This is a genomic window from Chitinophaga sp. OAE865, assembly GCF_040546735.1.
GTDB classification, from domain to species: Bacteria; Bacteroidota; Bacteroidia; order Chitinophagales; family Chitinophagaceae; genus Chitinophaga; species Chitinophaga polysaccharea_A.
Genome location: NZ_JBEPOF010000001.1, coordinates 1,328,242 through 1,340,214 on the forward strand (window position 1 = coordinate 1,328,242; position 11,973 = coordinate 1,340,214).

The window sequence follows — 11,973 nt, forward strand, 5'->3', positions numbered from 1 at the left end:
CTTATATTGTGAGAAAAAAGCAATGGAAAGTCTTACCCACATTGGTGAAGCCTGGGTGCAGGCCTGGAACTCCCATAACCTCGATGAAATAATGTCGCATTACGATGATGATATTATTTTTTATTCTCCCTTAATTAAAAAGATCAATAACGATCCTACGGGCCGTATCCAGGGAAAGGAGCAGCTGCGCGCTTATTTTAACAGAGGGCTGGAAGCTTATCCTGATCTGCATTTTGAGCTGTATCATATCCTGGAGGGAGTGAACTCTATAGTGCTTTATTACAAAAGCATCAACGATAAATTAAGTGCGGAGCTGATGGTGATTAATGAGAAAGGGTTGGTGATTGAAGTAAGGGCGCATTATAAATAAGTAGTGGAATTGAATTGCGGGAGCGGGCTCCCGTAATTCTTCCTATGGCCTTCTTCTCGGGCCTTGTCCCATACGGTTCATGCGTTGGGTATTGAGATGGTTAACCATAATAGTCCGGAACTCTCTTTCGCTTTTAAACACCATACCTGCTTTCCTGCCGGGCAGCACCCGCTGAAATTCTGTACTGTAGCGGGATTTAATATCCAGCAACCGTTTTTCGTACTTCAGTTCCTTATCCATATTTCTCCGGGCGGCGTCATCGGCGTTATCGGAAGCGGTTTTTTCCAGGTCTCTTTTCTGATGGCGTTCTGCTATCAATTGTTCTACTTCATGGGTGTAGTTATTATAAACCGGCCAGAATTTCTGGGCTTCCTCGGGAGTGAGGTTTAGTTTCTGGGACAGGTACTGGATTTGAATGGCTTTTATTTTTTCAGCTGCACTTTCGGACGCGGTTTGCTGTGCATTGCTCACCCCGGGTTGGGTGAGGAGCACAAACATTGTAATCCATATAAAATAAAAACGTTTCATCATTGTTTTTCAGGTAACACTTCCTTTGATAAATCGGTCCGTTGCAGGTATTTTTCTATAGCTTCCAGTGGAACTGCTTCATTCAGCTGGCTTTGCACCGGGGTTGTTTCCACGGAAGTTGCAAAGAAAGCATCATTATCAAAGGGATCGGTGTGGGTTTGCAGGTAATTAACAATATCCTGGTCATCCAGGGCTTCCAGCTGTTTTTCTATATTGTTATGATGGTTGTTGTTATTGATGACGAACAGAAGGGCGCTGCCGCCGATAAACGCGGTAAGGCATGCGGCCACGGTCCATTTCAGCCATGTAGCGGTGCGGTTCCTGTGTACTGTTCGTAGTGAGTTTGGTGTACCGGGATACTCTGCCCGAAGGGATTCAAAATAGCCGTCGGGAACTGTAAAAGGTGTCGCTTTGGGTATTGCTGCCAGGAAGGGGGAAAGGGTTTCCAGCTCTTCATTTACAGCAATAAAGTCCGGCTGCTTTTCCTCTGTTTGGATCCGTTGCAGGATGGCTTTGGGCAGTTCTTCAAAATAACCGGTCGGAATGGTGACCGGGTGGCTGGGAACAGCAGGCATTGTATTGCGCAGGTCTTCCAGTTGAATTTGCTGCATGATAACGGCGGGAAGATGTTCAAAATAGTCTGCAGGTACCGTAAACGGTACATCTGCAGGCCAGTTGACGCCCGGAGCTATCTGCATTAATTCGTCTGATATGTAAGTTTGCCTGTTCATATTTACTGTTTTTTAGACAGGAAACGGTATTAATAGTTTAATGTGATTTTAATGTTTTGGTAAAATTCTTTAAAAATTACTTAAAATAAATATTTGTAAAATTTATGTTCAGCCGTTGCGGATGAACTCCTCGATTTTCTTAACAGCATGATGATAAGAGGCTTTCAGCGCGCCTTCCGAGGTATCCAGCACTTTGCTCATTTCTTCGTAGGGCATTTCATCATAATAGCGCAAATTAAATACGAGCCGTTGTTTATCAGGTAAACTGAGGATGGCCCGTTGCAGTTTCCATTCCAGTTTGTTGGGATCAAACTGTGGGTCTGCCCTGAGTTTATTGCTTAAGCCGGTTTCCACTTCAGACAGGGAAACGGATGTTTTACGTTTCTGTTGTTCCAGGAAAGTGAGACTTTCATTGGTGGCTATTTTATAGAGCCAGGTATACAATTGTGCATCTTCCCGGAAGTTTTCCAGGTTTTTCCACACTTTAATAAAAACGTTTTGCAGCACATCATTGGCATCGTCATGATCCATTACCATCCTGCGGATATGCCAGTAAAGCCTTTCCTGGTACTTTTGGATAATAAGGGTAAACCCTTTTTCCTTTGTATCAGGTGCGCGGTATAATGCCAATAGTGATTTATCGTCCTGTGAAACGGCCATAGGTTAAATGGTTCTAACAGGTTTTAGTTCATTGAATATAAATAAAAACCCGTTCATGAGACGCGGAGAATGGCAAAAGGTTTAATGCGGATTTTGTCTTGGAACACTGATTACGCTGATTTTGATGATTAGTTTGATTTTATTCTTTGGATTTTATAAAAGATTAAGGGAGATACAAGCGGATCGCTTTTATCTCCCTTAATTATAATTATCGCTAAAAAATAGAATCAAACTAATCATCAAAATCAGCGTAATCAGTGTTCCAAGACAATCGCCGTAGGCGATCGGCTTAGGCTTGTTTCTTACGCTGCATGGCTTTTTCTGCTGCTGCAACGATATGGTCTGCATCGAGGCCGTATTTTTTCAGCAGGTCCAGGGGTTTACCGCTTTCGCCAAAGGTATCGTTGGTACCAACATATTCAATGGGAACGGGTATATGGCGGGCGGCCACCTGTGCGATGCTGTCGCCCAGGCCACCGAGTACGTTATGTTCTTCAGCTGTAACGGCGCAACCTGTTTTCTTCAGGGAAGCGATCACGGCAGCCTCGTCCAGTGGTTTAATAGTGTGGATGTTGATGATTTCCACGCTGTAGCCTTTTTCTTCCAGCACTTTACCGGCTTCGATGGCAATCCAGACCAGGTGGCCGCAGGCGAATAAGGTAATATCGGTTCCTTCGTGGAGGATCTGGGCTTTACCCACTTCAAATTTCTGGTCTTCAGGGGTAAAGTTGGGCCATTTCGGGCGACCGAAGCGGAGATATACAGGTCCTTCGTAGTCGGCTATAGCAATGGTAGCTGCTTTGGTCTGATTGAAATCGCAGGGTACGATAACGGTCATTCCGGGAAGCATTTTCATCATGCCTATATCTTCCAGGATCTGGTGGGTAGCGCCATCTTCACCCAGGGTAAGACCTGCGTGGGAAGCGCATATTTTTACGTTCTTGTTGGAATAAGCAACAGACTGACGGATCTGGTCGTACACTCTTCCTGTAGAGAAGTTAGCGAAGGTGGTGGTGTATGGTATTTTACCGCCGATAGTTAATCCTGCAGCGATGCCGATCATATTGGCTTCTGCTATCCCTACCTGTACAAAGCGGTCAGGAAATTCTTTAATAAATGCGTTGAGTTTCATGGAGCCCAGCAGATCTGCTGTCAGGGCAACTACATTCGGGTTTTTACGGCCAACTTCCAGTATGCCTTCGCCAAACCCACCGCGGGTTTCTTTTTCATTTAGTGGTTGAATATCTTTTACCATTGTGGTCTTTTTAAAATTGAAGCGTAAATGTAAACATTAAAAAACGAGGATCCTAGTTGCTCAGTACTTTATTACGCAGGCTCACTTCCCATTGCCAGGCGGTGCGCATACTGTCTTCAATACCGATTTTGGGTTCCCAGTTCAGCTTTTCCTTTGCTTTACTGTTATTGGCGTAGATGGCAATCACATCTCCTTCCCTGCGGGGGCCGGTGGTGTAGTTTAATTTAATACCTGAAATTTTTTCGAATGCCTTGATGGCTTCCAGTACGGTAACACCGTTGCCGGTGCCCAGGTTAAACACTTCGCAGTTGCTGGCATTCCGGTGTTCCAGGAGATACTGGAGTGCTTTGGTGTGAGCAGCAGCAATATCCATTACATGGATATAGTCGCGTACACAGGAACCGTCGCGGGTATCATAATCAGTACCAAACACGGTCATTTTAGGGATTTTCCCGATGGCGGTTTGAGTGATTACAGGAACCAGGTTGTCTGGTTTTCCCAGGGGTAGTTCACCAATGAGGGCAGACTCATGTGCGCCTACGGGGTTAAAGTAACGAAGCAGGATAGAATTGGTTTCATTTACCCGGCTATAGTCTTCAATGATCTGTTCGCCTATCTGCTTGGTGCGTGCGTAGGGCGACTGTGCCTCTCCGAGAGGGGTTTCTTCCACTACCGGCAATGCTTTGGTATTACCGTAAACCGAGCAGGAGGAAGAGAATACAAGGTTGGGGATATTGTATTCTTTCACGCATTTCAACACATTGATCAGCGAGGTGAGATTATTCTGAAAGTACATCAGGGGCTCGTTTACGGATTCTCCCACTGCTTTCAGGGCTGCAAAATGGATAACGCCAACGATATCCCGGTTTTCATGAAATACCGCGTTGGTGTCTTCCAGGTTACAAAGGTCTACTTTGTAATTGCGTACCTTTTTTCCGGTAATTTTCTCTATACCATCTAATAATTGGGTGGTGCTTCTGATATTACTATCTACAGATACCACGTCAAAACCATTATTGATCAGATCTACAATAGTATGCGCGCCTATATAGCCACAACCACCCGTAACAAGAACCTTCATGATATTTCAGATTTACGTTTATTTGATATTTCAGAAAACTTTTTGATTGAGCACTGTTTCAAGGTATGCTCCGTAGCCGCTTTTCAGCAAAGGTTTGGCCAGCTCCTTTAATTGGCCGGCGGTAATAAACCCTTTGCGGTAGGCAATTTCTTCGATGCAGGCTACTTTTATTCCCTGTCTTTGTTCTATTACCTGTACAAACTGTGAGGCCTGCATCAGCGAGTCGAAGGTGCCTGTATCCAGCCAGGCTGTTCCGCGTGGTAATATAGAAACTTTTAATTTTCCGCGCCGTAAATATTCTTTGTTTACGTCGGTGATTTCGTATTCACCGCGGGGGCTGGGTTGCAGGTTTTTAGCGATTTCCACTACTTCATTATCGTAAAAATAGAGCCCGGGTACAGCGAAATTGGATTTCGGATGTGTGGGTTTTTCTTCGATAGATACCACCTTCATTTCTGCATCGAATTCCACTACGCCATATCTCTCGGGATCGGATACCTGGTAAGCATATACGATTCCGCCTTCGGGGTTGGTGTTATGTGCCAGTTGCGTGCCGAGGCCGGCGCCATAAAAGATATTATCCCCCAATACGAGCGCTACGCTGTCTTTGCCGATAAACTCTTCCCCTATCACAAAAGCCTGGGCCAGGCCATTTGGGGTTGGTTGTTCAGCATAGCTGAGATTCAGCCCCAGCTGTTGCCCGTCACCGAAAAGCCGCTGAAAGGACGGCAGGTCATGTGGGGTAGAGATAATCAGGATATCCTTAATGCCCGCCAGCATTAAAGTAGACAGAGGGTAATAGATCATTGGTTTGTCATATACCGGCATTATCTGCTTGCTGATAGCGTACGTGATGGGGTGCAGCCGTGTGCCGGAGCCGCCGGCCAGGATAATTCCTTTCATTTACAAGATCAATTTTTGATGGTCACTAACTTGTCTCTCTTTTTAGAAGAAAAACCGCACAAAAATAGCGGCTCTCTTTCAATTGGCGTCTTTTTTTTATAAAAAAAGCTCTCCGGCGGTTGCGGGAGAGCTTTTAAGTATGTTGCAGGTCCACTTTTTAAATGAACAGGTTTACGATAAAATAGGTAACTGCAGCCAATAGCCCGCTGATAGGAATGGTTAAAACCCAGGCCCACAGAAGGGATACGGTAACACCCCAACGAACGGCAGATAACCTTTTGGTAGCGCCCACACCCATGATAGCACCCGTAATAACGTGGGTGGTACTGGCCGGAATGCCCAGATGCTCCGTAAGGAAGAGGGTAACGGCGCCGGAGGTTTCGGCAGCCACGCCTTCCAGCGGGGTTACCTTGGTGATACGTGTACCCATGGTTTTTACGATCTTCCAGCCGCCGCTCATGGTTCCCAGCGCAATACAGGTAAAGCATGCCAGAGGCACCCAGTCGGGCATTGCCTTGAGGGTGGGAATATACCCGGCAGATACCATTGCAGCAGAGATGATACCCATTACTTTCTGGGCATCGTTACTGCCGTGACCAAGGCTCAGTGCCGCGGAAGAGGCCAGCTGCAGGCGTTTGAACCAGCTTTCTGCCCGGTAGGGATTTGCCTTCCGGCAAACATTGACAATGATGAGTGTTATAACAAAGGCCACCACCATACCTATGAGAGGGGCCAGTACAATAAAGTACACGGTAGGCAATACCTTGTGGAAATTGATTACATCAATATTGCCACCGGAAGCAGTAACCGCTGCGCCAATAAAACCACCTATCAATGTATGGGAGGAACTGGAGGGAATACCCAGCCACCAAGTAAAGAGGTTCCAGGTGATGGCTGCTACCAGGCCGCAAAGGATCACCTTCAGCGTGATAAACTGCTCAAATACAGAATTGGCTACGGAATTCGCTACTTTAAATTCACCGATGTAATATTTGGCCACAAAAAAGGCCACAAAGTTGAATACTGCGGCCCAGAGCACTGCCTGAAAAGGAGTCAGTACCTTGGTCGACACAATAGTGGCTATAGAGTTGGCGGCATCATGGAAACCATTGATATAATCAAAAATGAATGCCAGTATGATAATAATTACTAGTAAAGTCATGACATCAGGAGAATTAGGCGTTCAGAACTGTAATCCCCTTTATCAGGAGTACTTGATAATAATGGTTTCTATTACGTTGGCGCAGTCTTCGCACTTGTCGGTAGCGATTTCCAGCGCCTGGTAGATTTCACGCATTTTAATCAGTTCTGCCGCATTCTGCTCTGTATCAAACAGGTCGGCGATGGCCATGTCGTAGATGTCATCAGCGTGGTTTTCCAGGCTGTTAATTTTTACGCAGGCATCTGTAATGATGCGCATATTCTGCATATTGCGCAGTTCAGGGATAGCTTTTGCAAGTTCCAGCACCCCAAGGTGGATCAGTTCTGCCAGTTTGCGGATGCTTTCGTTGATGTAATGTACTTTATAGAGGTCCATTCTTTTGGCGGAGCCGTGGATATAATCTGCTACGTCGTCCAGTGTAGCCGCCAGGTAGTGAATGTCTTCACGGTCAAACGGGGTGATAAAATTCTGTCCGAGCTCTACAAATATGCGGTGTGTATAATCGTCGTTTTTGTGTTCCAGGCGTTCTATCAGGTGTACTTTATCCTTTCTCACAGCCAGATCCGTGGTTGCCACCAGCTCATTGAGCACGGTTGCCATCTCTACCAGATTGGAAGCTACGTCTTCAAACAAAGAATAAAATACCCGGTCTTTCGGCATGAATAGTTTAACAAAAGAATTGAAGCCTCCCATACAGTTTGTGTTTAAAATTTGCCGCAAAAATAGCTTTCAGAATCTATCCCAGCCAGTAAAAAACGTGAATTAATAATTCCTTAACACTGGATTAATATAAAAGTAATATAGCGATTTTTCCTTTGTATTGAAAATTATACTCATAAACAGGCTGCCTACAACCTGTACATACATACCTATAATGTCGGATAAACGCCCATTAGATATCGCTGTAATTTCAGATGTTCATCTGGGGATTTACGGCTGCCACGCCAAAGAACTGGTTCAATACCTGGATAGCATTGACCCGCGGATACTGGTACTGAACGGGGATATTATTGATATCTGGCAATTCAGTAAACGTTATTTCCCAAAGGCGCATACCAAAGTGATCCGGAAGATCCTGAAAATGATCGGGAAGGGTACGGAAGTATATTACCTGACCGGCAACCATGATGAGGCGCTCCGTAAATATGCGGGCTTTGAGCTGGGAAATTTTACGATCGATAATAAGCTGGTGCTGGAAGTAGATGGCAAACGGCATTGGTTCTTTCACGGCGATGTATACGATGTGACCATGAAAAACTCCAAATGGCTTGCCAAGCTGGGAGGCAAAGGATATGATCTGTTGATTATCCTCAACCGGCTGGTGAACCATGTCCTGGAAAGTATGGGCAGGGAAAAGATGTCTTTTTCCAAAAAAGTAAAACAGGGAGTAAAATCGGCCGTAAAATTCATCTCTGATTTTGAACAAACCGTTGCCGAAATAGCTGCGGATAAAGAGTTCGATGTAGTATGCTGCGGGCATATTCACCAGCCCCTGATCAAGGAAATGCAGGCAGGAGGCAGAACGATCACTTACCTGAATTCCGGAGATTGGGTAGAGAGTCTTACCTCCCTTGAATATAATAACCAGCAATGGACCCTGTACCAGCATCCTGTTACCCGGAAAGGCGCTGTGCTGGCGGAAGACGATGATGATGGGCTCGACTGGGATGCTACCCGTATTATTACTTTCCCCGGCTCCTGATATTTTCTTCCTATTATTGCATTTAAATATTTTAAATATATTTATATTTAAAATATTATTTTCACAAAATCATAACAAGTGCTTAATATTAAATTAAAAGTAGACTACTAAGTTTGCCAGAGAAATAATTAAGTGTGACGATAGTGGCACATTTAAATAAGCAAGAAAAACAGCTAGATGAAAGTATTGAAGTTACATCCTTTAATGACTATCTCCCTATTGCAGATGCAGATCCAGCGTTTGCTCTTTTGTAACGTGGCCGTGTATGTGCGCAACTCGCTTGCCAATACCTTTGATACATTAAAAGATGCCGGTTTTGAAGAGGACGTCCTGGTAGAGTTTCCGATCGATGAAACCCTGAGCCTGCGGGAGTTTGAAGAAGAAGTGGAAGAACGTTTTAATTTTTCACTGGAGTTGTGCAATAAAGACAACAAACCCTTCATGAACAAAAGCCAGCATTTATTTCAGATCGCCTGTCCGGCATCAGACTGGAAAATGGAGCGTGATTACCAACTGGATATTTCTCTCGATATGCTTAAAAATAATAATCGTCAGTCGCCGCAACAAAATATGTGGTAATCCTTCTCTTAGTTAACCCTGGTTATCCCTTCCTTCTATATTATAATACTGTCAGCGATCTCCTGAAAAGCTTTTTATCAATTAACATTCTGGTAATGCCCCGTTAACACTGCGGTAATGTAGTGCCAATAGTTTTGCCATCAATATTAAAACGGGCTTAAAACCGTATTAAAATCTGATTAAAAAGTTATTGTGAAAAAACTATCTTCTGTACTTATCTGGGCACTATTGCTGTGCTGCTCCTTTGCCAATGCCTCCTTTGCAGCTGATCCGGCTAAAATTACCGGTAAAGTAACCGACAAAAAAACAGGTGAAGCTATTATCGGGTTAACCGTGGTGGTAGCGGGTACAGGTAAAGGCGCGGTAACAGATGTAGATGGAAGGTACCAGATACTGGTAGATCCTGGTACCTATACCCTCGAGTTCAAATTCATGGGGTATCAGACAAAATCAGTATCTGAAGTAATAGTGAGCACCGGCAAACCCACCTATCTTGATATTGTGATGGAAGAACGCAGCTCTAAAAGCCTGAAAGAAGTGGTGATCACCGGAACTGCAAAACAGGAAACTATCAATTCGCTGCTTACCCTGCAAAAAAATACCAATACAGTAGCGCAAGTGGTATCTGCAGAAGCTATCCGCAAATCACCGGACAGAAATACCGGGGAAGTATTGAAAAGAGTATCCGGCGCGTCTTTACAGGAAGGTAAATACCTGGTTGTACGCGGGCTTGCCGACAGGTATAACCAGGCTACTGTAAACGGCGCCCTGTTGTCAAGCACAGAACCCGACAGAAAAACATTTTCATTTGACCTGTTCCCTTCTAATATTGTTGAAAATATTGTAATTAATAAAGCAGCAGTACCTGAATTGCCCGCAGAATTTGCAGGTGGCCTCGTACAGGTAAATACAAAAGATATTCCTTCCGAAAACTTCCTGACAGTATTGGCCGGTACAGGCTTCAATACCATGTCGGCAGGGAAGGATTTTTACACTTATAAAGGTGGCAACAGGGATTGGCTCGGCATAGACGATGGCACAAGGAAAATGCCATCTGTTTTTCCATCTTCCAAAACGGGTTATGATCAGCTGCCAACCGCAGATAAAATTGCCGTATCCAAATCATTCCCTGATATCTGGTCGGTGAATACGAAAAACACGCCGCTTAATTCCAGCTTCCAGATTGCCGGAGGTATCAATAAAGGAAAAGAGGGCAATCGTTTTGGCGCGGTATTGTCGCTGAGCTATAACCGCAACAACCGGAATTTTGAAACTTATCGTACCGACTTTGATAACGATGGCTCAAGGATCTATAATTATAATGATAAAAAATCCACGCAGAATGTATTGTGGGGCGGGCTGGCCAACTTATCCTATCAGTTCGGCAAGAATAAGATCAGTTTTAAAAACCTGTATAGTGTGAATTCTACCGTGGCAACCACGGTGAGAAATGGTAACGATATTCCTTCCGAAACAGATGTACGCGCTTATGAGCTGGGCTTCAACAGCAACCGCATTTACACTTCACAGTTATCCGGCGAACATTTCTGGGAAAAGGCGAAAGTGAAAATCAAATGGAACGGCAGTTACACCAATATGAAACAGGACATACCGGATCTGCGCCGCTTAGGTTATAACAGCAGTGCCGGCAAGGACGATTTCTATGCCAATATATCTTCCGGTGGCTCCGCTACCCTTACCGGTTCCGGCCGTTTCTATTCCAAACTGAATGATAATATTTACGGTGGCATCCTGGATCTGAGCAGGTTTGTAAAGATCGGAGGCAGGCAACAACAGATAAAAGCAGGTTACCTGGTTCAGAGCAAGGAACGCAGCTTTACCCCGCGGGCGTTGGGTTATACTCTTTTTGACGCCAGCGATCCTTACGCACATGACCTGGTGCGTTTGACCCCTGATAAAATATTTGCGCCTGAGAATTTTACCGACCGTTTATTGCGGATGGATGAAATTACCAATACACCGGATGCTTATGGCGCCAAAGGTTTGCTCAATGCAGGATACCTGCAATTCGACAACAGTATCTATGACAACTGGCGCCTGGTATGGGGTGTAAGAGTGGAAAATTTTGACCAGTCAATTAAGTATAATCAGAATGGACCGCAGAATAACAAAACTACGGTAACAGACATCCTGCCCTCTTTGAACCTTACTTACCTGCTGAATGCCAAAACCAATATCCGCTTCAGTGCATCCCAGACCGTTATCCGGCCGGAGTTTCGTGAACAGGCACCATTTGCCTTCTACAACTTTGACCTGATGGCCACTGAATCAGGTAACTCCAACCTGAAAAGAAGCAAAGTGACCAACGTGGATTTGCGCTATGAGCTGTATCCCCGCTCCGGAGAGGTATTAACCATTGCAGGCTTTTATAAGCACTTTGATTCTCCTATTGAAAGATTCTATAACAGTGGCGCAGGCTCTGTAGGGTTAACCTACCTGAACGCTCCAAAGGCCAACAGTGCCGGGGCGGAACTGGAGTTCAGGAAGAATCTTGATTTCCTTAATCCAAATAATGCTGCATTCTGGCACTCATTTACCGTGTTTTCCAATGTTGCCTATATCTATAATAAAGTTTCCTTTGAAAAGGATAAGGTGCTGAAAGACCGGCCTATGCAGGGCCAATCGCCCTACGTAGTGAATGTTGGATTACAGTTTGAAAAAGAAAGCACCGGTACTGTAGCAAACGTATTGTTTAACCGCATTGGCAGAAGAATTTTCATTGTAGGTAACGACACCGAACCCGATGTATATGAAGCGCCAAGATCCTTACTGGACTTCATGGTGTCTCAAAAAGTTTTCCGTAAAGGAGAAATTAAGCTGACTGTAAGCGATATCCTGAACCAGTCGGCCAACTTCTACCAGGACAACAACGACAATGGCAAGTATGATAAAACATCAGACTTTCTGAGAATAAGTACCAAAGGCGGTACTAACGTGAATCTTTCTTTCTCTTACAAATTCTGATAAAGAGAGGATTAATA

12 protein-coding genes are annotated in these 11,973 nt (G+C 44.7%); 4 read left to right on the forward strand and 8 right to left on the reverse strand.

The window, feature by feature from the left end:
- Positions 1-22: 22 nt before the first annotated feature.
- Entirely contained in the window at positions 23-370 is a 348-nt protein-coding gene (locus ABIE50_RS05630; protein WP_209867153.1) for a nuclear transport factor 2 family protein, read from the forward strand.
- A gap of 42 nt (positions 371-412) precedes the next feature.
- On the opposite strand, the gene ABIE50_RS05635 is transcribed toward ABIE50_RS05630, so the two are convergent.
- The 8 genes from ABIE50_RS05635 to ABIE50_RS05670 all read right to left on the reverse strand — a co-directional run bounded on the left by ABIE50_RS05635 (position 413) and on the right by ABIE50_RS05670 (position 7,383).
- Positions 413-901 carry a hypothetical protein gene (locus ABIE50_RS05635; RefSeq protein WP_209867151.1) on the reverse strand — a complete coding sequence of 163 codons (489 nt, stop codon included), beginning with the start codon at positions 899-901 and terminating at the stop codon, positions 413-415.
- Positions 898-1,629 (reverse strand): hypothetical protein, encoded by a 732-nt coding sequence (locus ABIE50_RS05640; RefSeq protein ID WP_209867150.1) that lies wholly within the window; start codon positions 1,627-1,629, stop codon positions 898-900. Before ABIE50_RS05640 ends, ABIE50_RS05635 begins: the two co-directional genes overlap by 4 nt.
- Positions 1,630-1,737: 108 nt before the next feature.
- Positions 1,738-2,289: an RNA polymerase sigma factor gene (locus tag ABIE50_RS05645; RefSeq protein ID WP_142684066.1), complete on the reverse strand. Its 552-nt coding sequence runs from the start codon at positions 2,287-2,289 to the stop codon at positions 1,738-1,740.
- A gap of 289 nt (positions 2,290-2,578) precedes the next feature.
- A complete protein-coding gene (locus ABIE50_RS05650; protein WP_209867148.1) occupies positions 2,579-3,544 on the reverse strand; it encodes a transketolase family protein in 966 nt (321 codons plus the stop codon).
- A gap of 52 nt (positions 3,545-3,596) precedes the next feature.
- Complete coding sequence (gene galE / locus ABIE50_RS05655) at positions 3,597-4,625, reverse strand: UDP-glucose 4-epimerase GalE (protein WP_354027885.1); 1,029 nt, start codon at positions 4,623-4,625, stop codon at positions 3,597-3,599.
- A 30-nt stretch (positions 4,626-4,655) separates the two neighbouring features.
- Positions 4,656-5,528 carry a glucose-1-phosphate thymidylyltransferase RfbA gene (rfbA, locus tag ABIE50_RS05660; protein WP_209867146.1) on the reverse strand — a complete coding sequence of 291 codons (873 nt, stop codon included), beginning with the start codon at positions 5,526-5,528 and terminating at the stop codon, positions 4,656-4,658.
- A 157-nt stretch (positions 5,529-5,685) separates the two neighbouring features.
- The gene (locus ABIE50_RS05665) at positions 5,686-6,690 is read right to left on the reverse strand and encodes an inorganic phosphate transporter (protein ID WP_142684062.1); all 1,005 of its coding nucleotides are present in this window, start codon (positions 6,688-6,690) and stop codon (positions 5,686-5,688) included.
- A gap of 42 nt (positions 6,691-6,732) precedes the next feature.
- Positions 6,733-7,383 (reverse strand): DUF47 domain-containing protein, encoded by a 651-nt coding sequence (locus tag ABIE50_RS05670; protein ID WP_142684061.1) that lies wholly within the window; start codon positions 7,381-7,383, stop codon positions 6,733-6,735.
- Between the two features lie 181 nt (positions 7,384-7,564).
- On the opposite strand from ABIE50_RS05670, the gene ABIE50_RS05675 reads away from it, so the two are divergent.
- The 3 genes from ABIE50_RS05675 to ABIE50_RS05685 all read left to right on the forward strand — a co-directional run bounded on the left by ABIE50_RS05675 (position 7,565) and on the right by ABIE50_RS05685 (position 11,956).
- Positions 7,565-8,392: a UDP-2,3-diacylglucosamine diphosphatase gene (locus tag ABIE50_RS05675; protein WP_209867145.1), complete on the forward strand. Its 828-nt coding sequence runs from the start codon at positions 7,565-7,567 to the stop codon at positions 8,390-8,392.
- 177 nt (positions 8,393-8,569) lie between these two features.
- Positions 8,570-8,971: a hypothetical protein gene (locus ABIE50_RS05680; protein WP_209867143.1), complete on the forward strand. Its 402-nt coding sequence runs from the start codon at positions 8,570-8,572 to the stop codon at positions 8,969-8,971.
- A 192-nt stretch (positions 8,972-9,163) separates the two neighbouring features.
- Entirely contained in the window at positions 9,164-11,956 is a 2,793-nt protein-coding gene (locus ABIE50_RS05685) for a TonB-dependent receptor (RefSeq protein ID WP_209867141.1), read from the forward strand.
- Positions 11,957-11,973 lie beyond the last annotated feature (17 nt).

Bases quoted from the DNA above. Each gene is read 5' to 3' on its own strand.
- ABIE50_RS05630 (WP_209867153.1), top strand. From the start codon at position 23: ATGGAAAGTCTTACCCACATTGGTGAAGCCTGGGTGCAGGCCTGGAAC.
- ABIE50_RS05635 (WP_209867151.1), bottom strand. From the start codon at position 901: ATGATGAAACGTTTTTATTTTATATGGATTACAATGTTTGTGCTCCTC.
- ABIE50_RS05640 (WP_209867150.1), bottom strand. From the start codon at position 1,629: ATGAACAGGCAAACTTACATATCAGACGAATTAATGCAGATAGCTCCG.
- ABIE50_RS05645 (WP_142684066.1), bottom strand. From the start codon at position 2,289: ATGGCCGTTTCACAGGACGATAAATCACTATTGGCATTATACCGCGCA.
- ABIE50_RS05650 (WP_209867148.1), bottom strand. From the start codon at position 3,544: ATGGTAAAAGATATTCAACCACTAAATGAAAAAGAAACCCGCGGTGGG.
- galE (WP_354027885.1), bottom strand. From the start codon at position 4,625: ATGAAGGTTCTTGTTACGGGTGGTTGTGGCTATATAGGCGCGCATACT.
- rfbA (WP_209867146.1), bottom strand. From the start codon at position 5,528: ATGAAAGGAATTATCCTGGCCGGCGGCTCCGGCACACGGCTGCACCCC.
- ABIE50_RS05665 (WP_142684062.1), bottom strand. From the start codon at position 6,690: ATGACTTTACTAGTAATTATTATCATACTGGCATTCATTTTTGATTAT.
- ABIE50_RS05670 (WP_142684061.1), bottom strand. From the start codon at position 7,383: ATGGGAGGCTTCAATTCTTTTGTTAAACTATTCATGCCGAAAGACCGG.
- ABIE50_RS05675 (WP_209867145.1), top strand. From the start codon at position 7,565: ATGTCGGATAAACGCCCATTAGATATCGCTGTAATTTCAGATGTTCAT.
- ABIE50_RS05680 (WP_209867143.1), top strand. From the start codon at position 8,570: ATGAAAGTATTGAAGTTACATCCTTTAATGACTATCTCCCTATTGCAG.